The organism is Sinomonas atrocyanea (genome assembly GCF_030812675.1).
Taxonomy (GTDB): Bacteria; Actinomycetota; Actinomycetes; order Actinomycetales; family Micrococcaceae; genus Sinomonas; species Sinomonas atrocyanea_B.
The window spans coordinates 1-23,657 of record NZ_JAUSTE010000003.1; the positions used below are offsets into that span (position 1 = coordinate 1).

Annotated in this window: 13 protein-coding genes; all 13 read right to left on the minus strand. The window is 71.8% G+C overall.

The genetic code is table 11. From position 1 onward, the window contains the following. The coding region (locus J2W20_RS05865; RefSeq protein ID WP_307005467.1) for an outer membrane protein assembly factor BamB family protein at positions 1 to 3,845 on the minus strand (3,845 nt) is incomplete at its 3' end. 762 nt (positions 3,846 to 4,607) lie between these two features. Continuing rightward, positions 4,608 to 5,060 (minus strand): DegT/DnrJ/EryC1/StrS family aminotransferase, encoded by a 453-nt coding sequence (locus J2W20_RS19195; protein WP_373457967.1) that lies wholly within the window; start codon positions 5,058 to 5,060, stop codon positions 4,608 to 4,610. Next, a complete protein-coding gene (locus J2W20_RS05870; RefSeq protein ID WP_307005469.1) occupies positions 5,057 to 5,749 on the minus strand; it encodes an acetyltransferase in 693 nt (230 codons plus the stop codon). Before J2W20_RS05870 ends, J2W20_RS19195 begins: the two co-directional genes overlap by 4 nt. A gap of 91 nt (positions 5,750 to 5,840) precedes the next feature. Beyond that, entirely contained in the window at positions 5,841 to 6,836 is a 996-nt protein-coding gene (locus J2W20_RS05875) for an NAD-dependent epimerase/dehydratase family protein (RefSeq protein WP_307005471.1), read from the minus strand. Between the two features lie 156 nt (positions 6,837 to 6,992). After that, positions 6,993 to 8,525, minus strand: a complete 1,533-nt coding sequence (locus J2W20_RS05880; RefSeq protein WP_307005473.1) for a sugar transferase — start codon at positions 8,523 to 8,525, stop codon at positions 6,993 to 6,995. 344 nt (positions 8,526 to 8,869) lie between these two features. Beyond that, on the minus strand, positions 8,870 to 11,599 hold the full coding sequence (locus tag J2W20_RS05885; RefSeq protein WP_307005475.1) for a helix-turn-helix transcriptional regulator: 2,730 nt from the start codon (positions 11,597 to 11,599) through the stop codon (positions 8,870 to 8,872). Between the two features lie 40 nt (positions 11,600 to 11,639). Continuing rightward, on the minus strand, positions 11,640 to 14,357 hold the full coding sequence (locus J2W20_RS05890) for a helix-turn-helix transcriptional regulator (protein ID WP_307005477.1): 2,718 nt from the start codon (positions 14,355 to 14,357) through the stop codon (positions 11,640 to 11,642). A gap of 151 nt (positions 14,358 to 14,508) precedes the next feature. Continuing rightward, complete coding sequence (gene sufU, locus J2W20_RS05895) at positions 14,509 to 14,961, minus strand: Fe-S cluster assembly sulfur transfer protein SufU (protein ID WP_307005479.1); 453 nt, start codon at positions 14,959 to 14,961, stop codon at positions 14,509 to 14,511. Next, entirely contained in the window at positions 14,958 to 16,304 is a 1,347-nt protein-coding gene (locus J2W20_RS05900; RefSeq protein WP_307005481.1) for an aminotransferase class V-fold PLP-dependent enzyme, read from the minus strand. Before J2W20_RS05900 ends, sufU begins: the two co-directional genes overlap by 4 nt. Positions 16,305 to 16,617: 313 nt before the next feature. Next, on the minus strand, positions 16,618 to 19,362 hold the full coding sequence (locus J2W20_RS05905) for a helix-turn-helix transcriptional regulator (RefSeq protein ID WP_307005483.1): 2,745 nt from the start codon (positions 19,360 to 19,362) through the stop codon (positions 16,618 to 16,620). 22 nt (positions 19,363 to 19,384) lie between these two features. Further along, positions 19,385 to 22,102, minus strand: coding sequence for a helix-turn-helix domain-containing protein (locus J2W20_RS05910; protein WP_307005486.1), 2,718 nt, complete (start codon positions 22,100 to 22,102; stop codon positions 19,385 to 19,387). Positions 22,103 to 22,211: 109 nt separating this feature from the next. Continuing rightward, complete coding sequence (pth, locus tag J2W20_RS05915) at positions 22,212 to 22,799, minus strand: aminoacyl-tRNA hydrolase (RefSeq protein ID WP_307005487.1); 588 nt, start codon at positions 22,797 to 22,799, stop codon at positions 22,212 to 22,214. A gap of 120 nt (positions 22,800 to 22,919) precedes the next feature. Next, positions 22,920 to 23,531 (minus strand): 50S ribosomal protein L25/general stress protein Ctc, encoded by a 612-nt coding sequence (locus J2W20_RS05920; protein WP_307005490.1) that lies wholly within the window; start codon positions 23,529 to 23,531, stop codon positions 22,920 to 22,922. Positions 23,532 to 23,657: the final 126 nt, after the last annotated feature.

Consider the following 23,657-nt stretch of genomic DNA (forward strand, 5'->3'; position numbering starts at 1 on the left):
GTCCCGTCACCGGTCAACGTCTGCTGGACCAGATGGAACGAATCGGCGGTCCCCCAGATGTCGCCCCCGCCACCGGTCTCCGTCCACGTCCCCGAGGAAGACAGGTTGTCCGTACCGGCCGGCAGCGCGCCCCCGATGTCACTGCACGTCCAAGCCGCCGGGCAAAGACCAGGCGGGGCGACCGCCGTCGTGCTAACGGCCACGGTGTCCAGTGTGACGGCGGAGCTAGTGCCCTGCAGATGGGAGGTGATCGCGAAGCCAGCCAGCAGCGGTTGCGGGAGGTCGAGCGCGACCGTCGATCCCGGCACGAGTGTCCAGGTGGCCCCGTCGGGTGAGCTATACGCACTGTAGTAGACCAGGTTGTGCGCGGTGTCGGTGTACCGGCCGACGCGCAGATAGGTCGGCACGGAACCAGCCGTCAGGACCTGACTGCTGGCACCCCCCTGCGAGGCCCGCCACTGCACGTCAATCCCGTTCCCGGGTGTGACGAACACGCCGTAGTACGGTGACCCCGGGTCGGTCGTAGCCCGCAGCATCGGCCCCGCCTTGGCCCACGGGTCAGTGACTTGCTGCGCGGTCACATGCGCGCTCACCGTCCCGTCACCGGTCAACGTCTGCTGGACCAGATGGAACGAATCGGCGGTCCCCCAGATGTCGCCCCCGCCACCGGTCTCCGTCCACGTCCCCGAGGAAGACAGGTTGTCCGTACCGGCCGGCAGCGCGCCCCCGATGTCACTGCACGTCCAAGCCGCCGGGCAAAGACCAGGCGGGGGTTGCGAGCCGGAAAGCTGGGCCACATTGTCGAAAGTTGCGACCGATACTTGAGTGGAGTTGTAGGAGTCGCTAGCGATGCCGGCGACCAGCGGGCCGGGAAGGTTTAGAGCCACGGCGGAGCCAGGGACATAGGTGAACGTGACGCCATCAATCGAGGTATACGCGCTGTAGTACACAAGGCCATGCGCGGTGTCGGTGTACCGGGAGGCGAGCACCCACTGGGGAGCTGCACCCGGCGTAACAATACTGTTGGTCTGGGCCGCGTTGCTGCCGCGCCATTGAACAGCGATCCCGTTTCCGGGCGTCACGAACACGCCGTAATAGGCCGCTTGCGGATCGCTTCCGGCACGGATCATCACCCCAGATTTCATCCATGCCCCACCCACCTTTGTCTGGGAGACCACCCGGGCACTGACGGTTCCGTCCCCGTTCGTAGAGTTTGCAGAGTCCCGCGGGAAGGCCTGGGATACGAAGCGAAATGAGTCGTAGGTTGACCAGATGTCGGAGCCTCTAGCTTGCATCGTCCAGGTGCCGTTGAGGTAAATCTGGTTTCCGAGCAAGCCATCGACCCCGATGTCTGCGCACGAGAAGCCGGTGGCGCAGATACCCGGGGGTGGACTGCTCGGGACTGTGATCGCCACGTTGTTATACACCACCGGCGGTGCCACCCGCGGTGTGCCGGAGGTGGCCGCCATCCCGGCCAGGTACTGGTCACCCATGTCGATGGCAACCGTCGACCCCAGCGCAGGCGTCCACGTGCTGCCATCGGACGAGGTCAGTGTGGAGAAGAAGGTGACCGGGGGGTTGAGGGTGGTGTCTTGGTAGCGGACGATCTGTAGGTAGGCAGGCGAAGTCACGCTCGTCAGCGGAATCTTGGACCGTTGGGCGACGCCGTCGTAGGTTCGCCAGGAGATCGTTGCCGAGCCACCGGGATTGAGGAATATCCCGTAAAACGGCGAGCTTGCGCTGGTGCTGGCCCGCATCATGAGGCCTTCTTGCGCGGTGTTCGGTGAGCCGGTCTGGGTTACGACTTGGGCGCTGAGGCTCTGGTTACCCGAGACCGGTGTGAATGCGTAGTGGAAGGAGTCCCGCGCGCCCCCGATTCCGGTCCCGGTGCCATCAAGGGTGATCGAGCTCCCTGCTGCAGTCGTGTCGCCTGGAGGATTGGGGTTTCCGATGTCTGCGCACGTCCACGGTGCTGGGCAGGGATCCGCGGGTGGTTGAGGAGTCATTGTGGTCGTGATAGGCACGCCAACCGACAAGTTGGTGAACGATGCCGTTCCCGTGTTCGTGGACGATCCGGAGTCCACTGCCAGCCCGCCCATGGCAGCTGCCGGCAGGTCTAGGTTTGCGCTGGCCCCTGGCACAAGTTGATAATTTGTTCCATCAAAGGAAATGCCGGCGCTGAACAGGTTCCCCTTTCGTTGAAGCATTAGCGACACAGGCTTGTTCGCCGGGTACCACTTGGTGAGTTCGATCGAGTTGCAGCCGAAGCATGCCCGGTACCAGAACACGACGTCCGGAGACGGAAAGCCCTCTGTAAGGTCGTTGGGGTAGGCCAGCGCCGCGAAGAACGGCGACCCAGGGTCTGCGTTCTGGCGCACCATCACGCCGGCTTGGGGTTGGGTGTTCTGGGTCGACTGCGCGGTGATCGTGGCGCTTAACTGGGTGTCGCCGGTCACCGGCTTGGAGATGAAGCGGAACTGGTCGGCTGTCCCGTGGATCGATGCGCCCGAAGCCGTCACGGTGAGGGTTCCTCCGGCAGTGGACTCACTGCCGGCAATCGCCGGGTTACGGATGTCCTGACAGGTGAATCCCGTCGGGCAATTGGTATCGGCAGGGACGGCCGTGGTCGCGCCGAGGCCGAAAGCGTAGAGATTCGTGTCGTAGTCACCGACGTAGAACTGGCTGCGAGCTACCGACACCGCCGCGTATCCTGGGCCTCCCATCTGATAGGAGTACAGGAGCGTCCCGTCGGCCGCGTTGACGGCTTCGAAGGTTGACCCCTCTACCAGCCCCAACATCCCGTTGACGAGCGCGGGTGCTGCCATGACGGCCTGCTCGGTCTGTCGCGTCCAGATGACCGTGCCGGTGGCCGGGTCCAAGGCACTAATCGAACCGCCACTGCCATGCCCGTTACCGGTATTGTTACCGCCGGCGAAATACAGGACGTTGTTGGCGAACACGCCGGAGGCGATTGTTCCATCTCCGCAGGTGGGGCAATCTCCGCCGAGGGCGATCCGGCGTTGCCATACGGGGCCGGCCGCAAGGTTGTCCCGGTTAAACGTGTAGACGACACCGTTCTTGTTTGCAACGCTGAGCAGCCGGTCCCCCTTGGAATCGGTGGTCAGCGTCGGAGTGGTACCCCAGTCTGAGTCTTGAACCGCCGCCTCGAAGGGAAGCTGCCACGAGCTCTTGTATGCCAGCGTCGCGGCGTCGAGCGCGACTATGGCCTGGGATTGTTTCTGTGTGTAGTCGTTGATCGTGCCGGTCGATACGAAGACGGTGTTGGTGGCGGCGTCGAGCGCTGGGCTTGTCCACACACCTCCACCCACCTGGCCGGTCGGCACGAAGTTGTAGTCGGCAACGACCGCGTGGGACGCGAGATCCACCTTCATCAGATGGCCCTGAACCAGCGGGTTGTCGCAGTTGCTGGCAACACCGACGTATGCAGCACCGTTGGCTATCAGCGGGCTGGCCCAGTTGTAGTGGGCCCCCGTCTGAGAGTTGTCGCCCGTGAAGACCTTCCACAAGATTGCGCCGGTGGTGGCGTCGAGGGCATACCAGTAGGAATCGCCGCCGCCAACATACACAACCCCGTTCACAACGGCGGCCGCAGAGGTGACCCCAATCGTCGGAGGCTGGCAGGCCGGGTCCTGAGTCAGTCCCAGGAACTGCTTCCAGATCAGGGCGCCTGTGCCCGTGCTGACGGCGTATTCGTAGCCGTCCCAGCTGCCGACATAGGCAGTCGTGCCCACCACGCTCGTGGACGTTGCGATCGGCCCGCCGGTCTTGAACTTCCATTTGGCCTTCAAAGTGGACGCTTTAGACACGCTCAGCGCAGGATCCACGGTCGCGCCCGTACGGCCCACGTTCTGCAGGAACGTCGGCCAGTCCTGGTAGGGAGCTGCCCGAGCAGCCGGAGCGCCTGTGAACACCGAGGTGAAACAGGTAGCGAGTATCACGGCCACCGCACACAACAGACCAAGGCCTCGATACCGCTTCCGGCGACAGTATGTCATGCTCACGGACCCCGAACGGCGGACGTGACCGCTGGACATGCCTACGGACCTCGAACGCGCGATCATTTGCCCCACGCTAGTGAGAGCACTGTCCAACGACACGAGTAGTCAGTACTCGAAACTGCGCGGCCAGCGGCGAGGAACATACGCAGGTGTACCCGCAGAGATGGATCGCCTACGTGAAGGAGGTCACGCCGGCATCCTCCTCAGCATCCCCGCACCTCCATCACCAGCTCCTGCTGCTCCGGCGTGATGTAAGGGAACAGCGGCAGGGATGGGAGTTGAGCGGCGGCCTCTTCGCCGACGGAAAATCGCCTAGGTGGTAGCCAAGACAGGCGAAGGCGCCGGGAGGTGCACGAGAGTCGGGAAAAGGATGCCGAAACCGATCCCTGCCGCCGCGGGTCCAGCCCTGCACGCGGTCACGCTACTCGTCCCGGATTACGTAAGAGGTGGCACACGTCCTCATTGCTTCAGGTTGGCTCTTCGGCGTGCGGATCTCGCGCGTCCCCTCGAGGAGCTTCCCGTAGAGCCGCGCCGCCACCCGCCGTCGTGCGTATCACTCGGCGAGCGGCTGTAGCTTAGCGCGGAGGACTATCGTCCATAGGGCGGCGAGCCACACGTTGAAGCCCACGATCCCGTGCACGAACCTGACGACGGTGCCGTGCGCGGCGAGACCGCGATGTCGTGTGAGAGTGGTGTGGGGGGAACGAGCGCCTCGACCGGTGCTGTCTGGCCGAACAGGTGGACCGGGACGATGGCCTGCGTCCTAGGCCCCACCGCCCGGCCCACCTTGTTTGTGCCGGTGAGGAGGGTGTCGGAGTCGACGTCCACCCGAAACGGTCGCATGCCGGCCCGCGCCACGGCCTCGGCCGTGGGCACAAAAGTGTTCGCGGGCACGATCACCTCCTCGCCGCGCCCGATGCCGACGGCCCCAAGCGTGTTTCGAGCACAGCGGTCACCACATCGGCGCTGATCTCCCGCTGCTGCGCCGCCAGGTCCACGGAAGGGATGGCGGGGGGCAGCCAGGCGTGCTTCGGCTCTCACGGCTTCTTCTTCCGCATCGCCGCGTCGGGTGCGTCCGACGGCGCGTTCTCGCGTGGTGGGAGCGGGATCTGCAGTGCGGGCGCCCCTACCCAGGTCTGCGCGTCGGGAATGTCGGCGACCACGGCGGCACCCATGCCCACCACAGCCTCCGTCCCAATCCGCACGTTCTGCCGGATGCTGCAGTTCATGTTCAAGTGCGCCGCCCGCCCGACCACGACGGCCCCGCCGAGGGTCGCCCCGGCGGCGAAGGTCGCGAAGTCCTCGATGACGTCCCCATGGGCGAACGTCACCTGGGGCATGGCCACCACGTGGCTGCCGATCTGCACGGCCGCCGTCAGCACGACGTTCGCGAGGAGAATGCTCCCCTCCCCCACGTAGCACCCCTCGGGGATGCCGACGCTTGAGTGGACGATGGTGGCGAAGCGATTCTGGGCTACGCCGACCCCCGCGAGTCTGCCGACGATGTCCGAGCGTTCGGTGCCTTTTACGGCGCAGACCACCACAAGTGCCGTGGGGTAGTCGCGCGCGTCCTCGACGCGCCCCAGGATGTGCGCGCCGTCGAGGACGGTGCCGATCAGGGACGGGTCGTCGTCCAAGATGCCGAGGACGTCGAACTCGTCCCCGCCGCGCACGGCCGCCATGACCTCGCGGGCGAGACCGCTCGCTGCGACGAGGAGCAGTTCAGTCATGTCCGGGCTACCGGAACGACGACAGACGGACTGCCAAGGAATGGCCGGCCGGAACTTGAGAGAATCATGGCAAGCCCTGTCCTCGACGCGCTCACGACGACGCCAAGACGCGTGCCGCAGCGATCTCCTCACGCAGCGGGCGCCACCAGGCAACGAGCCTGCGGAGACCCTCCTCAAGCTGCACCTGCGCACGAAACCCGAGATCACGCTCGGCTTCCGTGACGTCGGCGAGATGGCGGACCACCCCGTCGGCCCTCCGCTCAGAACCGAACTCGACAGAGATGTCAGAGCCCATCGCTGCGAGAAGCGCGACGGCGAGCGCGAGCAGGCTTGTCTCAGTGCCGCTACCCACGTTGTACACGCCCTCGCAGATCGAGGATTCGGCAGCGTTGAGGTTCGCCCTCGCTACGTCCTCTGTGTAGACGAAGTCCATCGTCTGCTCCCCGTTACCAAAGACGATGGGGGGCCGGCCGTCGGCGATTCTCTCCATCCACCGGACGAGCACCTCCGTGTAGAGGCCCCACACATCCATGCGGGGACCGTAAACGTTGAAATAGCGGAGTGCCACGTAATCAAGCCCGTACATCGCCCGAAAGCTCCGTGCCATGCCCTCGTTGAAACTCTTGGCGGCCCCGTAGAACGTCGTGTTGTTGTACGGGTGATGCCGCTCCCCCGTCGGGTACGTGTCGGCCCGACCATACACTGAGGAACTCGATGCCAACACGACCTTGTCGACTCCGTGCTGGACTGCAGCCTCCAGCACATTGAAGGTTCCATCCACGAGGACCTCAAGAGCCGGCCGAGGGTCCTCCGCGCACTGGTCGTTACGGAGGGCCCCCTGATGGAAGACGAGGTCCTTTCCCATGGTCACATCGTGCACCAGATCGCGGTCCCTCAGATCGCCCTCAACGAGACGGACCCGGCCCGATGCAAGCGCATGGCCCAGATTCCCGACTCTGCCGCACGCAAGATTATCGAGGACATCGACAAGTTCGACCCCGGCGTCAAGGAGGTGATCGACCAGAGTCGACCCAATCGTGCCTGCGCCTCCCGTGACCAACACGCGAGCACCCGCCAGAACAGTCATGGCAACCTCACCTCCAATGTGGGACCAGGCGCAAAGCTGACGACCTCAAGCGCCGGATGGCTGGAAAGCGCCGTTGGCCGGCGGTGTGTGTGACGGTGATCTGCCATGGTTCCCCTAATGGTGAGTGCAGTGACTGAAGGCCGATGAGTCGGCTTCCTAACCGGTCGGTGCGACCACGGCGCGGAGCGTGCGCCAGAGGATCATGAGGTCGCCCGTGAGGGACCAGTTCTCGACGTAGTACAGGTCGAGCCGCACGGCGTCGTCCCATTCGAGGTCCGAGCGTCCGCTGATCTGCCACAGGCCGGTGATGCCCGGCTTGATGAGCATCCGGCGGTGGGTGTAGCGCTCGTAGCTGCCGACCTCCCGGGCCAGCGGCGGACGCGGTCCCACCAGGCTCATCTCGCCGCGCAGGACGTTGAAGAACTGCGGGAGCTCGTCGAGCGAGTAGCGGCGCATCCAGGCCCCGCACCGGGTGACCCGAGGATCCTGCTTCATCTTGAACAGCACCCCGGCGCCCTCGTTCGCCTCCGCGAGGGCTGCCAGGCGGGCCTCCGCGTCCGGGACCATCGAGCGGAACTTGAACATGGTGAACGGCCTGCCGTCCTTGCCCACCCGCTCCTGCCGGAACAGCACCGGGCCCGGAGAATCGAGCTTGACGATCAGCGCCAGGGCCGCGAGCACCGGCGCCAGGACGATCACCGCCGCTGTGCCGAGCACCAGGTCCGCGCAGCGCTTGAGCACATGCTTGGTGCCCGAGTACCGCGGGAGGTCCACCTCCATGAGGGGCAGGCCCGGCACGGGACGGAAGTGGATGCGGGGCCCGGCGACGTTGGTCAGCGATGACGCGAGGACGAGCTCGGCGTCGTGCTCCTCGAGGTTCCAGCCGAGTTCCCGCACGTACTGGTTGCCGCCCGGCACGGGCCCGGCGACGATCACGGCCCCGGCCTTCTTCGTCGCGACCGTGCGCACCACGTCGTCCGTCGAGCTGAGCACGGGCAGGCGCTCGCCGTCGACCGTCAGGGACTGCCCGCGGCGGCCCCCGGGCAGGATCGCGCCGAGCACGTTGTACGGCGCGCCGTCGCCGGCGGCGATGCGCCGCACCACGTAGCGGACGTCCTCCGGCTCCCCCACCACCACGGCGGGCGTGAGGTACATGCCGCTCTGCCGCTGGCGGTGGAGCCAGCGGCGGCTCAGCGAACGGGTCGCCAGCAGCCCGAGCGTGCCGGTGCCGAGGACGAGGGCCCAGAGGCGCGCGGACAGCACCCCGTCAGTGAGGACCACGACGACCGCGACCAGGGCGAACAGCTGCATCGTGCCGCTGACCACGCGCCGGTACTCGTCCACGCCGATGCCCAGCACGGAGGTGTCGCGGCTGCCGGAGAGGCCGAGGGCGAACGGCCACACGAGGATGAACGCCCAGAGGGCGGCGGCCGGCCCGGGCGGAGGGTTCATGACCAGGACGCCCAGGCCCCCGGCCGCGACCGCAACGAGCGCGTCGGTGACGCGCAGGAACCTCGCGTAGCGGTGGGCCCACCCCTGGGCCCGCGCGGACCGGGCCATCCGGGCCTCCGCGGCGCTGAGGTCCCGGCGCAGCCGCAGGCCCAGTGCGGACGCTCCGATCCGCTCCGCCAGCCCGCGGCCGCGGGCGGGCTCGAATGCTGCTGATCCCTGGTGAGCTCCAACGGACATGACCCGCTCCTTGCCCCTGCCGCGGCCCGGCATCCCGGCACCGCCTCGAACGGAAAGCTTCTGCACACCAGTACACGCGCCGGGCGGAGGAGGGTCACGAGTAGTGAGTACGCGAGCTACGCAGGCCTTCCCCGGGTGCACCCCTTGACCGGTACGCACCCGGATCGGAGGGCACTACGCGGGTTCGCACTCCCCGCCCACGCGGTCCCGAACCCAGCTACGTGCCTCGTGCAACGAAGCGCACGACGGCGTGCGGCGGCAGAGGCTTTCGTCCCGCCACAGGCCTCCGGCCCGTCCCAGGGGACGGGCCGGAGGCCTGTGATGGCGGGCAGGTGCGGAGGCTGTCAGTCCTCGACTGCGGAGCGCAGGTCTTCCCTGCTGCGGATGCCGAGCTTGGCATAGCTGCGGTGCAGGTGGCCCTCCACGGTGCGCACGGACAGGTGCAGCCTGTCGGCGATCTGGCGGTCGCTGAGCCCGTCGACGGCGAGGTCCACGACGTCCTGTTCGCGCGGGCTCAGGCGCAGCGACGCGAGGACGGCCTCCTCGGCCTCCCCCGCCTCGCCGGCCCCGGGCAGGCCCTCGCACGCCCGTGCGGCGGCGCCGGCGCGGCGCGCCGCGACCCTGTCCCCGGAGGCGTCGAAGCAGGCGGCGGCGCGCGCGTAGGCGGCGCGGGCACGCCGGTTCAGGCCGAGCGCCCGGAAGTGGTCCGCGGCCACGAGGTAGCCCTCGCCGCGCTCGTCCGCCTCGGCACGCGCCCAGGCGCCCCAGCCGTTGGCCCACGATCCTTCCGCGGCGGCGGCGACCTCAGCGGCCCGCCCCGCCTCGTCCCTGCCCCCGAGCTCGAGGAAGAGCACCCTCGCGATGAGTTCCCATCCGGGCCTGCCCGCTGCGCGGTTCCGCTCGGCGATCTCCGTGAGCGCCGCCAGCCCTCTGCCGGGCTCGAGGAGCTCGGCTGCTCCGGCACGGTGCATGGCCGCCAGCTCGCGCATGGCCGCGTTGCCCACCTCGGCGCAGGCCTCGGCCCGGGCGAGGTACTCGCGCGCTGCCTCCTCGTCCCCGGCGGCCGCGGCCGCCCACGCGGCGAACGACGCCGCGACGGCGAAGAGGCGCAGGGGGTCCATGAGCTCGAGGTTCTCGACGACGTCGCCGAGCATCGGAACGGCCTCGGCGGCCCGGTCGCTGTGGAGGAGCGCGAAGGCCCTGGCGCAGTAGAGGCCTGGGCCGAAGGCGACGATCGGACGGGAACGGACGCCGGTGTAGCCCTCGGACACCTTCACGACGGAGGCCCAGTCGCCGCCGAGGACGAGTCCCGAGAGGTAGCGGACGAGCCCGTACTCCTCGAGCGGGAAGTGCTCATCGTCGATCTCGATCTGGGCCAGGACGGAACCGGCCATGCGTGCGGAAGCGACATATTGGCCGTGCGCGAGCAGCACCGACCCCTCGAGCAGCGTCCACAGCGCCTGCTCGATCGGGGCGGACGGGGTCGCATGCACGGCGCGCTGCTCCTCTGCGAGCGCAGCCTCGACGGCAGCCATGTCCCCCCGCTCGTCGGCCGCCAGGGCCCGCAGGAGCCTGGCCCGGCGGAGGACGGCCTCGCGGGGGCCCGGGCCGAAGACGATGTCGCCCGCCGAGGTGGCCCGCTCCACCGCGTCCGCGGCCCGCTCGAGCCGCGCGGCGTCGTCGTCCATCGCCGCGGTCTCGCCGCGGGCGGCCCGCGCGGCGAAGCCGACCAGCGTCCCGGCGAGGACGTCGTCGACATCGTTCGGGTCCGCCGGGCCGCGGGAGAGGTCCGAGAGGGCGGCGGCCGGGTTGCCGAGGTTGAGGTGGGCGCGCGCCGGGATGGCCCGCAAGAGGGAGCGCTCGGTCTCGCCCTCGACGAGGGCCGCGGCCCTGAGTCCCAGATCGTTGCGGAAGCGCGAGACCGCGTGGGCGGCTCCCCGCGCCAGTTCGTGGAACGGCGGGATGGCCCCGGTCTCGAGGGCGAGCTCGAACAGCCTGAGCTCGTTCGCGGGCTGGCGGAGGTCGTCCCCGCCCATCGCCGCGGCCCGGCGCAGCAGGTGCAGGCGGCGGGTGGCGGTCGTCATGGCCCGGATTGCGTCCGCGACCAGCGGGTAGCGGAGCCGGACGCTCGCATGGCCTGCGTCGGCCAGCCAGCCGGAGTCCGTGAGCCTGTCGAACACCGCCCGCTCGATCAGGGTGCGGGCGGCCGCGCGGGGCAGCGGTTCGGTGAGGGCGATGAGGGTGAGGGCCTCGCGCTCGGCCGGGGCGAGGGACTCCATCGCGCTGCGCACCGGGGCACCGAGCGCCTGGCCCCTGCTGGCGAACTCGCCGGTGAGGAGCCAGATCCCGCGCCGCTGGACGAGGGTCCCGGCCGCGATCGCCTCCTCGGTGAGCCGCACGAGGTGCAGCGGGTTGCCGGCGCTCAGGGCGTGCAGCACCGCGGCAGCCGTGATCGAGAGCCGTCCGCCGAGGCGCTTCCCGGCCGCGTCCCGGCTCTCCTCGAGGGACAGGGGGCCGAGGTCGAACCGCTCTGCGAGGCCGTCCCGCCACAGGTCCAGGAGGTCTCCGGGGAGCCCCGCCGAGCTGGACGCCGTCGCGAGCACCCGGACCCAGGACGATGCGACCGCCTCGGCGAGGACCCCGGCGGAGTCATCGTCGAGGTGGTGCGCGTCGTCGAGCACGATCACGATGGGCCGCTCTGCATGGGCGCCGTCCTCCGGCTCGGAGCCGTGCAGCTCAGCCCAGAGGGCACGCAGGACGCCGACACGGTCTTGGGCCTCCTCCGGGGTGAGGTGCCTCAGACACTGCAGGAGTGACCCGTACGGGATGTGGCGCAGGCTCTCTCCGGGCGTGATGGCGACGAACCGCACGGCGTCGCGGAGCTGCTCGGTCACCGTCTCGACGAGGTGGGTCTTGCCCGTTCCGGGCTCGCCGGAGACGATGACCGCCCCCGGGAGTCCGCGGCGCAGGGCCTCGACCGTGGCGGCGATGACCGTCTGCTGCGTCGGGGCCAGCCCGTCGGGGGCCAGGGTGTAGTCGCGGCGGTCTCCCCGGGATCCCGGTGAGGCATTCATGATCGTCTCCATCGTCCCCCGTTCCGGGCGCGCTTCCCTCTCAGACAAGGCCAGCCAGTCCGGCACGCGAGCTCACCCCCAGCTTCATGAACACCTGGTACAGATGGCCCTCCACCGTGCGGACCGAGACGCCGAGCTCGTCGGCGATGTCCCGGTTGGAGGAGCCTGATGCCGCGAGGACCGCGATCTGGCGCTCACGCTCGGTGAGCATCGGCGCGGGCGTCTGGGGCACGAGCGGGAGGACCGGCAGCACGCGCGCGAGCCGGTCGAGCCGGGTCTGGGCGAGGCCGGCTGCCACCGAATTCCCCTCGCCCCGGGCGAAGTCCAGGGCGAGGGCGGCGCACCGGGCCTCGACGGCGTCGAGGCGGAGGTCGTACGCCTCCTCGGCGGCCGCAAGGAGGGCCGCCACGTCCCTGCGCCGGGTCGCGGAGGCGACGGCGGCGTAGAGGTGGGCGAGGGGACCCTGACGGTGGTGGGCGAGCCGCTCGATCCACAGGAACTCCCGCTCGCCGCCGACCACGCTCGCCTCGAAGACGGCGGTCCCCGCCGCGCTCATGCGCCCGGCAGCCTCGTCCCGTGCTGCTCGGGCGAGCATCGCCGCGGCCCCGTCGCCCTGGCCGAGCCACGTGCGCGCGGCGCCCTCGCACTGGTCCGCGCACGTCGCCAGCTGCCAGAACATCGGCCCGCGGGCCTTCGCCGCGAGGGCGAGGAACCGCTCCGCCTCGCCCGAGTCGCCGATCTGGGCGTAGGCCAAGGCCGCGGCGGCGTAGGCGGCGCGCAGGGCATTGAGCGCCGGGAATTCCTCGAGCTGGGCCGCCGCACTGAGGACAGGGCCGAGCGCTGCCGAGCCGTGCCCGGCCGCCAGATGCGCGAGCGCGAGGTACAGCTCGGCGATCCCGCCGCGGAGGGTGAGCCGGCGGCCGCCCTTGTCCATGTACTCCTCGAACAGGTCGACGCACCGCTTCCAGTCGCCCGTCGCGGTCCAGACGGAGAACGCCGTCGCCAGGAAGTCGCCCTCGTCCGTGCGCCGGGGGGCCGAGAACTCGATCGAGGCCACGAGTCCGGCGGCGTCCATCTCGCGGCCGCACGCGGCCCAGGCGTGCGCGAGGATGAGGGAGCAGCCGCGCCGGAAGCCCTCGCTCCCGTCCGTGTCCCGCGAGGCGCTCTCGAGCCGGGCGAGGATGGGCATGAAGTCCCCGGTGAACGCGCGCACCCTGAACTCAGCGAGGTCGAGCACCTCGGCGGCCGCCCGGACCGGCCCGGACTCCTCGGCGCGCACCGCGAGCCGGTCCCACGCGGCGCGCAGCGGCTCGAGCGCGTTCCCGGCCTCGGGGAGCCAGCACAGCAGCTCCGAGGTGGCCGCCGCGTGCCGCGCGGCGTCCACGGCCTCGAGCGAGCCGAGGACTGCCGGCGGCACCGCCTCGAGGACGGAGAGGGCCTCGTCCCGGCGCTCGAGCATCGCGAGCGCCGCCGCGCGGCGGAAGGCGGCCTCGAAGGCGGGAGGCCCGTCGAGCGCGGGCAGCCTGTCCAGCAGGGCGAGCGCCCGGTCCGGCTCGAAGAGCTCGACCGCCGCCGCAGCGGACTGCAGCACGAGCCCGGGTTCCGGCGCGGTGCCGACCTCGAGCGTCCATTCGACGTAGGAGATGAGCTCGTCGCGGTCCAGCCCGCCGTCCTCGGACGCGCCGCCGAGGGACATGAGCGAGGCGAGCTCGCGGTGGCGGTCCGGCCCGAGCCGGGCCCGGACGAGCTCGGCCATCCGCGGCTCGCGCAGGTAGGCACAGCGGTGCTGGCTCGCGTCGACGGCGATGAGGCCGCGGTCCTCCATGTCGACGAGGACCTCAGAACCGAAAAGGCCCGCGAGGGCCGTGATCGGAACCCTGCGGGCCACTGCGAGCTGCTCGATGACTTCCCTGACGTCCTGGGACTCCCGCGCCCAGCGCGCGCGGATGAGATCGTCCGCGCCCCGGACCGGCTCGGGCCGGACGGAACGGTCCAGGGTCCACACCCCGCCCCGCTGGTGAAGGTTTCCACGGGCGCGCTCGCGGTGCACGATCCCGTACACCTCGGCGGGGTTGCCGCCGCACGCGTAGTGCACCTCGCCGATGGTCGACGACGCGACCCTGCCGCCCACGATCGCCGCGACGAGCCGGCGCGTCTCGGGCACCCCGATCCTGCCGAGCGCGACCTCTCTGATCCGTCCACCGCGGACGAGGCGGGCGAGGTCCGGCGCGAGGTCGGCGACGGCGGGGGCGATGACCATCAGCCGCGCCGCGCGGCTGAGGACGAGGTGCATCAGCACGGCCACGCAGTCCTCCGCCAGCGGCCCCACGAGGTCGAGGGTGAGCACCACGTCCCGCCCGCCCGCGTCGTCGGCCAGCATGCGCTCGAGGGCCAGGAGCAGGCCCGTGCCCGAGGACGGGGCGGACTTGGGGAGCCTGGCGAGGAGCGGACCGAGGCACGTGGACGGGGCAGACGGCCCGGAGGGTCCGGAGGAGGCCCGCAGGCGCATGGCGTGCACGCCGGGCCCGAGGGAGGAGAGCACGGCGCCCGCGAGGAAGGACTTCCCCACGCCCGGGGAACCCGTGATGACCACACCAAGGCTGGAGTCCTGGGTGAGCGCGGCGACAGCGGCGTCGAGCTCGGACTGGCGCACGAGCGTGGCCCAGTGCCTCCGGTCCGCCTGCCGCTCAGTCGGCGGCGCAGGCGGCGCGCCGGCTGTGCCGGGCGCGTCTACCAGGCTCGGTATGTTGTTGCCCATCTGTGCCTCCACCTCGGACGTTGGCCCCCAGCCGCCCGAACAGGCACAGCCTACGGCCGCCCTCGGACATTGCAAAGGGACCAACGCCCCGGATGCGGCAGGGCGCCGGTATGTTACTGGGGAACACCCCCGGTGCTGGGGTGCACGGGCGTTACTGGGGTGTACCGGCGGCCTGCCGCGCGGCGTCCTCCGCGGCGACCCAGGCGATCATGGCGCACTTGACGCGGGCGGCGTACCGGGAGACGCCCTCGAAGGCCGCGGCGTCCCCGAGCAGCTCCGGGTCTGCGGCCACCGTGCCCCGCGAGCGGAGCATCTCGCGGAAGGCGTCCACGAGCTCGCCGAACTGGGCGACGGTGAGGCCCTCGGCCTCGTCATGGAGCACCGAGGCCGAGGCCATCGAGATCGAGCACCCGGCCCCGTCCCACCGCACCGAGCGGACGACGCCGTCGGCCACCTGCACCCGGACGGTGACCTCGTCGCCGCAGACCGGGTTGAGCTGGTGGGACTGGCCCTCGTGGGGCCCCGGCTCGCCCTCCAGGCCCGCACCGTGGCGGCCCTTGGAGTGGTCCAGGATGATCTGCTGGTAGAGGGAGTCCAGGCTCATCGGGCCACCCCGAAGTAGCTGCGGACCTCGGCGAGGGCGGAGAGGAAGGCCTCGACGTCGTCGGCCGTGGTGTAGAGGTAGGCGCTCGCGCGTGTGGAGGCGGTCAGCCCGAGGCGGCGGTGCAGCGGCTGGGCGCAGTGGTGGCCCACGCGGACGGCGATGCCGGCGCTGTCGAGGTACTGGCCGACGTCGTGGGCGTGGACGCCCTCGACGTCGAAGGCGGCGAGCGCGATCCGTTCAGAGCCGTGCCACTGCTCGCCGGGGGCCGGCCCCAGCAGGCGCACCCCGTCCAGCGCGGCCACGCCCTCCGCGAGGCGGCGCCCCAGCTCCGCCTCGCGGGCATGGATCCGGTCCATGCCCACGTGGCCCAGGTAGTCCACCGCGGCGGCGAAGGCCACCGTCTGGGAGATCCGCTGGGTCCCGGCCTCGAAGCGCTGCGGCGCGGGCAGGTACTCGGCGTGCTCCATCGTCACGGTGGTGATCATGGACCCGCCCACGAGGAACGGCGGGAGGGCATCGAGCAGCTCGCGGCGCCCGTAGAGCGCGCCGATGCCGGTGGGCGCGAGCATCTTGTGCCCGGAGAACGCGGCGAAGTCCACGCCCAGAGCAGCGAGGTCAAGCGGCATGTGCGGCGCCGACTGGCAGGCATCGAGCACCGTGAGGGCCCCCGCGCGGCGGGCGAGGGCCACGAGTTCCTCGACCGGCGCCACGGAGCCGAGCACGTTGGAGGCGTGCGCGAAGGCGACGATCCTGGTGCGCGGGCCGATGATCCTCTCGGCCTCGTCCATGCGCAGCTTCCCCGCGTCGTCGACCGGGATCCAGCGCAGCGTGGCGCCGGTGCGGAAGGCCAGTTCCTGCCACGGGATGAGGTTGGCGTGGTGCTCGAGCTCCGTCACCACGATCTCGTCCCCGGGCCCGACGGCGAGCGCGCGCAGGTCCTCTCCGCCTCGCCCGCGCTCCGCCCACACGGCCGCGGTTCCGAGGGCGTACGCGACGAGGTTGATGGCCTCGGTGGCGTTGGAGGTCCACACGAGCTCGTCCGGCGAGGCGCCCACGAACCGCGCGACGGCCACGCGGGCGTCCTCGTAGGCATCGGTCGCCCGCACGGCGAGCTCGTGGGCGCCCCGGTGCACCGCGGCGTTGCGCTGCTCGTAGAACTCCTGCTCGGCCTCGAGGACGCTGCGGGGGTGCTGGCTCGTCGCCCCGGAGTCGAGGTACACGAGCGGATGGCCGTGGACCGTTGTCGCGAGCACCGGGAAATCGGCGCGGAGGCGGGAGACTTCGGCGTCGTCCAGCGCCGGCTGGGCAGGCAGGAGGGTCGACGGCGTCTTGACCAGGGCCACGGGACGGGACTCCTTCGGGTGGAACGAGGCTGCCGGTGCGGCAGCGTGAATTAGGGCATGCGAACATGCCGGAATCCATTGTCCCACGCCTGACGGGCGGCGGGTCCACCACGGGGAGTCCCAAAGGCGGGGCCGGCGGCGGCTGGGGGGAGGAACCTTGGTCTCGGGGAGGTTCCGACGCCGCCGGCCCAGTCCTTTGGGGACAGTGGCCGCGAACCCGGGGGCTTCCGGCCACATCCCCACTTTCGCATCCGGCACCGCGCCCGCGCACGGGTAGTGACTACTTGTCTTCTGCCCCGTCGAGGGCTCGGGACTACTTGCTCCCCGGCGGGGTGTACTCGGACCCGGCAGACGGTGCGGACGGCCCGCTGCCGGCACCGAGCGCCGAGCCGAGCTGCTCCCGGCTCGTGACCTCCAGCTTGGCGTAGGCCCGGTAGAGGTGCCCCTCGATGGTCCGGACCGAGACGGTGAGCCTTTCGGCGATCTCGCGGTCGCTCAGCCCCGCCACGGCGAACGCGACGACCTCGCGCTCGCGCGCGGTCAGCCGGGCCGTTTCGGCGGTGGGCCGGGCCGCCCCGTCGCCGAGGAGCGCATCGCACTCTGCCTTGTTCGCCCACGCGGCGCGGGCCTCGGCACGCCGGAGCGCGCGGTCGAAGCCGCGCGATGCCTCGGCGAAGCAGTCCCGCGCGTAGGCGGTCCAGCCGGTGGCCCGCAGCCGCTCCCCCGCCTGCAGGAGCCCGGCCGGGCTGCGCGCGGCGAAGGCGGACGCGAGGAGCGCCGCCGCCTCGGCCCAGCGGCCCTCCGTGGCGCGCGCCACCTCGAGCAGCCGCCCGACCCGATCCCGGCGGCCCGCCTCGAAGCAGAGGAGCTCGCCCTGCAGCGCCAGGTCCAGCCGGTCCCCGGTTCCGTCGGCCGCCGCCCCGAGGCCGCCTCCATCGCCGGAACCGCCTCCATCGCCGGAGCCGCGCCCGTCGCCTGGGCGGGAGGCAGCGGAGCCCGCGGCCGCGTCGAGTGCGCCGCGTGCAGCGGCCGCGAAGAGCGCCGCCAGGGGCCGCAGCAGCGCCACGACGGGATCGGGCGGATCCTCGGCCTGGGCCAGGTGGGTGCGGGCTGCGCCGGTCTCCCCCGCGCGCGCTCCCGCGTACGCGGCCACCGCGGCGGCGAGCGGCAGCATGTGCTCAGGGTCACTGCTGTGGAGGGCGTCCAGCGCCGGAACGAGAGCGTCCCAGGCCGCGCGGAAGCGGCCCTGCCGGACCAGGGCCAGGCCGCGGACCGTCTGCGCCGCCGCGCCGTCGGTGACCAGCCCCGCGCTGGAGGAGATGAGGAAGCGCTGCAGGTCGTCCTCCGCGGTGTCCCACTCCCCCGCCGCCAGGTCTGCCAGGACGAGGCGGGTGGCGCCGAAGGCCTGCAGGTAGGGCGTCGTGCTGGCACCGCGCTCGGCCTCCGCGCGCTCGAGCGCGGCGCGCAGCGGCGGCGCGGCCCCGAGTGGTCTCCCCACGGCCATCAGGTACTCGGCCTCGATCGACAGGACCACGGCCTCCGCCGCCCATCCCTGCGGGGGCGCGGCCCCGCTGTGCCGGGAACGCCACCGGTGCAGCCCGGCCACGAGGGCGTCCCGGTCGCCGGCCGCGGAGGCCGCTACGAGGGCGAGGACGTCGCCCGGGCCGCCCTCCCCGAGTCCGGGGAGACGCTCGAGGTCGGCGCGGACCGCCGCGGGCGTGTGGCCGGCGGCCCGGCGTGCCGCGACCCACACGAGGGCACCGGCCAGGCCCGGCCGGATGCGGCCGCCCCGCGAGATGGAGGGCCGGAGCAGGGAGGCGGCCTCGGTGTACCGGCCGCGGCTGTACGCGACATGCCCGAGCACCTCCCGGGCTGCGTCGCGGGACCCCGGCTGCTGGACGGCGCTGGCCGCCCGCGCGGCGAGCGTGTTCTCGAACAGCGCCAGGGCGAGGCGGGCGCCGGCCAGGAGCGCCTCGTCCTCCATCGGGAAGCCGCAGTCCAGCGACCAGGCGACGGCACGGAGGAGACCCGGTGCGGTGGCCGTCTGCCGCTCGAGGTGGCCCGCTGCCCGCTCGCGCAGCGACAGCGACGTGGTCAGCGGGATCAGCGACAGCAGCGCGTCCCCGTACACCGGGTGCCGGAGCCGGAGCACGCCGTCCGGGCCCTCCGCCGGGCGCACGAGCCTCATGGCGACGAGGCGCCTGATGGCCTCTGCGCCGCACTCCCGCTCCACGAGCTCGAAGGGGGCCGGTTCGGCGACGACGATGAGGCTCAGCGCCTCCCGCTCGGCGGGGCCGAGCCGGCCGAGCTGTGCCCGGGCCAGGGCGAGCAGTCCCTCCCCGCGGTGCGGGAGCTCGCCGGTGACGAGCCAGGTCCGGCCCTGCCGGCGCAGCGTCCCCGCCCGGCGTGCTTCCTCGACGAGGCTGCCGAGCAGGAGCGGGTTGCCCTCGGACTCCTGCCAGAGCAGCAGCGGGACGGTGGGCAGCACCGGGCCGCCGAGAGCGGCCTCGAGGTAGGTGCGGACCTGGTCGACGGTGAGGGGCGCGAGGTCGACCCGTTCGACGCCGTCGTCGAGCCACAGCTCCATGAGGGGCCGCGGCAGGGCCGCCCCGCTGGGCGCGGCCATGGCCGCCTTGGTCCACCTGGCCGACACGAGCTCGGCGACGACCTCGCTCGAGGCCGGGTCCAGCTCGTGGGCGTCGTCGATGACGAGGACCAGATCCGGCGTGCTGCCCCGCCTGAGCGCCTCCACGGCGCGCCAGAATGCCCGCAGGACCTGGACCCGTGACCCTGCCTCGGCCGAGGGCAGGGTCCCGAGGAAGGGTGCGAGGACGCCGTAGGGGACTTTCGCCAGTGCCGGGCTGCCGTGGAGGCGGAGCACCTCGAGGCGTCCGCCGAGCGCCTGCGCTGCTCCGTCGAGCAGCGCGGACTTGCCCATCCCCATCTCGCCCAGGACCAGCACGGCGGCCGTCGCCGGCCGGGTGATCAGCTCGATGACGCCCCCGGTCTCCGCGGGCAGCCCGTGCGGGGGCGGACTGTGCGGGGACCCGCCGCTCATGCGCGGCCCCCGCCGGGCACGGTCACAGCAGGTTCGCCAGCTCGCCCCGGGTCGAGACGGAGAGCTTGGCGAAGATCTGGTAGAGGTGTCCTTCCACGGTCCGCACGGACAGTCCGAGCAGCTCCGCGATGCGCCGGTTGGAGGTGCCGGAGGCCGCGAGGGCGGCGACCTCCTCTTCACGGTCGGTGAGGACCGGCGCGTGCCGGGGCTCGACGGGGAGCACGGCGACGCGCCCGGCGAGGGCATCGAGTCGGGGCCGCAGGCGCCGCACGGCGCGCGCGTCGTCCATCTCGCGCGCCCTGTCGAGGGCCACGGCCGCGCACCGCGATTCGACCGCATCGAGTTCGAGGCCCGCCGCGAGGTCGGCCGCCGCGGTGAGGTCCTCGATCCGCCCGGTCCGGGTCCCACGGGCCAGCAGGAGGGCGAGCTCGGCGAGCTGCCCCTGCCGGTGCGCGCAGACCTCCTCGAGCAGGCGCAGGTCGTCGGCACGCGCCCCGACGGTGGCCCCGACGAGCTTGATCCCGGCCTGGTTCCACCGGCCCATCGCCATGTCTTCGCGCGCCGCCGCCACGAGCCGGCCCGCTGCCTCGGGATCGCCGGACCAGCGGCGCGCCATCTCCGAGCAGAACTCGACGATCGAGCGGCTCTGGTAGCTGCCCTGCGGCCGCCAGCGGTCCAGCTTCTCGAGCCATTTCCGGGACGCCGCGGCATCGCCCTGCTGGGCGTAGGCGAAGGCCGTCGCGGCGTAGGCGGGCCCGAGCTGGGCCGCCGGGCCGCGCTCGAGGAGGGCGAGCGCGGAGAGGAGTGGGTCCAGGGCGTCGTGGCCGCGGCCCGCGTAGACATACGCGAGTCCCGCAGCAAGCTCGAGGGAGGCCCCCGTCGTCCTGAGCCGTTCGAGGGACCACTGGGCCGGGCTCCTGAGGAGCGCGAGCGCCTGCCTCCAGTGCCCGTTGAACAGCAGGACGGTGAAGGCACGGGCCGCGAAGGCCTGCCGCAGCGGCGCCGACCCCTGCCTCTGTCCCATCTGCGCTGCGACCTCGTGCAGCAGGGCGAGCCCGTCCTGCTCCCTGCCGAGCATGGTCCTGGCCTCCATGAGGATGCAGGCGGCCCGGAGGCGGATCTCGCCGTCGGCCGGGTTCGGGTCCGCCACCATGGCCTCGAGGCGGTCCTCGATGCGGGCGTAGTCGCCGCCGAAGGCGCGGTGCTCGAAGTCTGCGAGGTCGAGCACCGCGGCAGCCCGGCGGACCTCGGCGTCCGCGCGTGGACCTCTCCCCGAGTCGAGCAGGAGCCGGGCGCGGGCGTCGGAGAGCAGGGCCTCGACCTGCCCCGCGCGCTCCGGGACCCAGCGCATGGCCTCGGCCTGGGTCGCGGTGAGCTCGGCCACGGCCGAGGGGGCCAGCAGGGCCAGCTCGTCCTCGGTGACCTGGTCCAGGCAGGCGAGGGCCTGCTGGGGCAGCTGCAGCATGAGCAGCGCCCGGGCGCGCAGGTGCTGGACGGTGGGCCAGGTCGCGGCCTCCCGGTCGATCCCTTCGAGGCAGTCGAGCGCGAACCGCGGGTCGAACAGCCGCAGGGATGCGACCGCGGCCGCGACGGCATGCCGCGCGGGCAGGAGCGTGTGGCACTCGCGGGTCCAGGCCGCCAGGCCGAGGAGCTCGACCGTGCTGATGACCTCGACGGGGGGCTCGCCGTCAGACATCAGCAGTGTGCGCAGTTCGCGCCGGCGGGGCACGGAGAGCCATCCGCGGACCACCTCGGCCACGAGCGGGTCGGCGAGGGCCACGGAGTGCCGCCCCCCGTCGTCGACCGTGATGAGGCCGTCGTCCTCCATCTGTGCCACGTCGTCGCGGCGGAACGCGGAGAGGAGCCGCGGGAGCGGGATGCGGCGTGCGCACGCGAGCGCCTCGACGATGGCCTGGATGCGCGCCGGCTGCCGCTCGATCCGGGCCCGCACGAGGTCGTCGATCTGGCGGATGCCGCTCAGCTCGGCGTCGGGGGCGAGGGTCCACACTCCGTCCGTGGCGTCGAGCGCCCCGCGCTGGAGGAGTTCGGCGGCCGCGAGCAGCGCGACCTGGGGGTTGCCCCGGGACATGGCGTGCAGCTGGAACCCGACGGTCTGCGGGACGATGCCGCCGAGCAGGGACCGCAGGCCCTGCAGGGTCTCGTCGGGCGAGAGCGCGGACAGGGGGATCTCACGCAGCCGCCCCTCGGAGAGCATCCAGTGGAAGTCGGCGGGCAGCTCGCTCGCGCGGTCGGCGACGAGGACCACCTTCGCCGTGCCCGTGACCATGATGTTCACGAGGGTGGCGGTGCTGAGCTCGTCGAGGTTCTTGGACGTCTCGAGCGACATCACGGCCATGCGGCCTCCCGCGTCGGCGGAGAGAAGCTGGAGGATGCCCCGCATGATCGAGCCCGGATCGGCCTGCGCGTCCTCGGGAAGCCGCGCGAGCAGCACGGCGAGCGCCCCGTACGGGGTCCGCGTCCCCACGATCGTGGAACGGAGGCGGACGGTGTGGGCGGTGTCCTCGAGGCCTGTGAGCAGGGCCGAGGCCACCGCCGACTTGCCGAAGCTCGTGTCCCCGGTGAGCACCACCCCGTAGGAGCCCGGTTCCGCGAGGGCGGCGGTCGCCTCCGCGATCTCCGTGGCCCTGACGGCGCGTGCCCAGGCCAGCCTGTCGCCCGCGCGGGCCTTCGCGTCCCGGAGGAGCCGGCCGGTCTCCTCCGCCTCGGTCTGCGTCCGCATCTGACCTGCGCCCCCATGCGTCGGCACGTCCCCCGCCAGGACGTGGCTGGGGAAACCTTACCGCTCCCCCAGCGGCCCCAGCAGGGCCGAATGTCACGGCCGGGCGGGGCTACGCCTTGGCCGGGTGGAACTTCTGCTGGGCGGCGGCCAGCCCGTCCCGCGCGAGCATCTCGACGGCGTCGGCGGCCTCGTCCAGGAGGAACGGCAGCTCCTTCTTCTCGGCGGAGCCGAAGTCGCGCAGCACGAAGTCGGCGGCGTCCATGCGGCCCGGCGGCCGGCCCACACCCACCCGCACCCGGAGGTAGTCCTTGGTGCCGAGGGCCTTGGAGATGTCGCGCAGGCCGTTGTGGCCGCCCTCGCCGCCGCCGAGCTTGAGGCGGACGGTGTTGAAGGGGATGTCCAGCTCGTCGTGGACGGCGACGACGTGGCCGGGCTCGATCCCGTAGTACTTGGCGAGGGAGGAGGTCGGGCCGCCGGAGACGTTCATGTAGGTCAGCGGCTTGGCGAGGACCGCACGGGGGCCGCCCACCCACAGCCGTCCCTCGAGGACGGCGGCGCGCGCACCCTTGTGCGCGGCGAACTTCCCGCCCATGCGCGCGGCGAGGGCATCGAGGACCATCTGCCCCACGTTGTGCCGGTTCCCGCTGTATTCGGGCCCGGGGTTGCCGAGGCCCACGACGAGCCAGGTGTCGGTCATGGATGCGCTCCTTGGGTCTGGGCCGGGGGTCGGCGGGCAGCGGCGGCCGGGAGGCCGCCACGTCGAAGCGGCCCGCCCCGGGTGGGACGGGCCGCCTGACGCAGTGCAGCAGTCGTGGGACTACTCGGCGGGGGCTTCCTCGGCCTCCGGCGCCTCGGCGGGGGCCTCGGCCTCGCCGGCCTCCTCCTCCGCAGCGACCTCGACGGCCTCGGAGACGTTGACCACGAGGGTCTCGGGGTCGGTCAGCAGCGCCACGCCGCTGGGCAGCGCGATGTCGGCGGCGTGGACGTGCTGGCCGGCCTCGCGGCCCTCGACGCTGACCTCGAGGGCGGTGGGCAGGTGGGTCGCCTCGGCCTCGACCGAGACGGTCACGGCCTCCTGGTTGGCGACGAACCCGGCCGCGACCTCGCCGGTGACGTGAACGGGCACGTCGACGGCGACCTTCTCGCCGCGGCGGACCGTGAGGAGGTCCATGTGCTCGATCGTCTGGCGGACGGCGTTGCGCTGGATGTCCTTGACGATCGCGAGGTGCTCCTCGCCCTCGATGTCGAGCGTGAGGAGGGCGTTCGGGACGCGGACGGCGATCATGGTCTCGTGGCCCGGGAGCGCGACGTGGATCGGCTCGGCGCCGTGGCCGTAGATGACGGCGGGGATCTTGTGGGCGGCGCGGGTGCGGCGGGCGTAGCCCTTGCCGAACTCGGTGCGCTTCTCAGCTGCGAGCTTCTCGCTCATGCGGGTCTCCTTCGATGATTCGTTTGGCGCGAGGTCTGCCGACCTCCGCCCGGCGCCGGGGCGCCGCGAAGGAGTTGCCAGACCCAGTCGATCACGGAGCGGGCGCTCCCTCGCCAAGGTTCGCCG

Excerpts from the sequence above, each read along its gene's own strand:
- J2W20_RS05875 (WP_307005471.1), bottom strand. The coding sequence starts at position 6,836 with ATGACTGTTCTGGCGGGTGCTCGCGTGTTGGTCACGGGAGGCGCAGGC.
- J2W20_RS05910 (WP_307005486.1), bottom strand. The coding sequence starts at position 22,102 with ATGCGGACGCAGACCGAGGCGGAGGAGACCGGCCGGCTCCTCCGGGAC.
- pth (WP_307005487.1), bottom strand. The coding sequence starts at position 22,799 with ATGACCGACACCTGGCTCGTCGTGGGCCTCGGCAACCCCGGGCCCGAA.
- J2W20_RS05885 (WP_307005475.1), bottom strand. The coding sequence starts at position 11,599 with ATGAATGCCTCACCGGGATCCCGGGGAGACCGCCGCGACTACACCCTG.
- sufU (WP_307005479.1), bottom strand. The coding sequence starts at position 14,961 with ATGAGCCTGGACTCCCTCTACCAGCAGATCATCCTGGACCACTCCAAG.
- J2W20_RS05920 (WP_307005490.1), bottom strand. The coding sequence starts at position 23,531 with ATGAGCGAGAAGCTCGCAGCTGAGAAGCGCACCGAGTTCGGCAAGGGC.
- J2W20_RS05870 (WP_307005469.1), bottom strand. The coding sequence starts at position 5,749 with ATGACTGAACTGCTCCTCGTCGCAGCGAGCGGTCTCGCCCGCGAGGTC.
- J2W20_RS05880 (WP_307005473.1), bottom strand. The coding sequence starts at position 8,525 with ATGTCCGTTGGAGCTCACCAGGGATCAGCAGCATTCGAGCCCGCCCGC.
- J2W20_RS05905 (WP_307005483.1), bottom strand. The coding sequence starts at position 19,362 with ATGAGCGGCGGGTCCCCGCACAGTCCGCCCCCGCACGGGCTGCCCGCG.
- J2W20_RS05890 (WP_307005477.1), bottom strand. The coding sequence starts at position 14,357 with ATGGGCAACAACATACCGAGCCTGGTAGACGCGCCCGGCACAGCCGGC.